The organism is Polaromonas sp. P3_C2 (assembly GCF_056402675.1).
In genome coordinates, this window is the sequence record NZ_JBFUGX010000957.1 from 1 (window position 1) to 1,220 (window position 1,220).

Below are 1,220 nucleotides of genomic sequence, written 5' to 3' on the forward strand. Positions count from 1 at the left end.
GGTATTCACCGTGCTGGCGCCCAGGTTGTAGCTGTCCGGCGAAGGGCCGGTGTTGTTGGCCACGATCGTGAAGACCGTCGAGGCGCCCGGGTTCAGCGTGTTGGTGACCTGCGCGGCACCTTCGCCGTTGGCGAACACGCCCACGCCGGGAACACCCACCGCGGTCGGCAGGTTGTTGGTGGCATCAACCGCTGCGGCAGTCACGGCGGTCAGCTGGTCGTTGGTGGTAGCCGTCTTGGTCGGGTCAAACACCGAGGTGGCCGTCTTGACAATGATGAAAGGCGCGCCGGCGTTGGTCGCGTTCGGAGGCAGCGTGGCCTTGAGGATCACGTTGTAGGTAGCGCCTGCGGCCAGCGGGCCGGTGTCAACCGTGCCGTCGCTATTCGTATCGACCAACGGCGTGACGCCGTCGCTCTTGTACAGCTGGAAGGTCGTACCAGCGGGAAAGTTGCCCGTGCTCAGCGTGATGTTGAAGGTGTCGGAGCCATTGCCGGTATTGGTCACCGTGTTGGTGAAGCTCACCGTCGAGCCAGGCGCGGCCGGGCCAGGCACCGTGGTGCCGGTCAGCGTCACGGCGGCGGTCTGCAGCACCGTGAACGGCACCGTGTTAGAGCCGCCCGTTACCGTGGTAGCGCCGTTGTTGTAAGACGTCGTGGCGGTGTTGTTGAGTACGCCGGGTGCAGTTCCCCCGGCTACGGTCACGCCGAAGCTGATGGTGCCAGATTGGCCAGCCGTCACCTGGTTGAGCGTGACCAGCAGGGTCTTGGTTCCCAGGGTGTAGCCCGAAGTCAGGGTGTTGGGTGCAGAACCACTGGAGGCACCAGCGTCGCTCAGCGCCGTGGCGCCCGTCACGCTCCAGCGTGCAGAACCCGCGGTATAGGTCAGGCCCGCCGGCAGAACGTCGGTGATCGCCACGGCGGTGGCCGTGCTGTTACCGGTGTTCGTGTAGGTCAGGGTGTAGGTGATGGCCGTCCCGGCCGAGCCGCTGGACACGCTTGCCGACTTGGTCAGCGTGACGACCGCGTTGGTCGTGGCCGTGGTCACGTCGGTGTTCGACTGGGTTTTCGTCGGGTCAAATACGCTGGTGCCGGTCACCGTGATGGTGTTGGTCTGTGCCGCCGTAGCCGTGCCCGGCAAGGTGGCGACCACGATGTACTTGAAGAGGCCGCCTGCGGCCAGCGCGCCCGTCGAAGTGATCGCCGGGCCCGTTGGTGTACCGC

At 65.7% G+C, this 1,220-nt stretch carries 1 pseudogene; it reads right to left on the bottom strand.

Annotation, left to right across the window (positions count from 1 at the left end):
- Positions 1-1,220 (bottom strand): annotated as a pseudogene (locus tag AC1DWI_RS23755) (hypothetical protein); the annotation flags it as partial.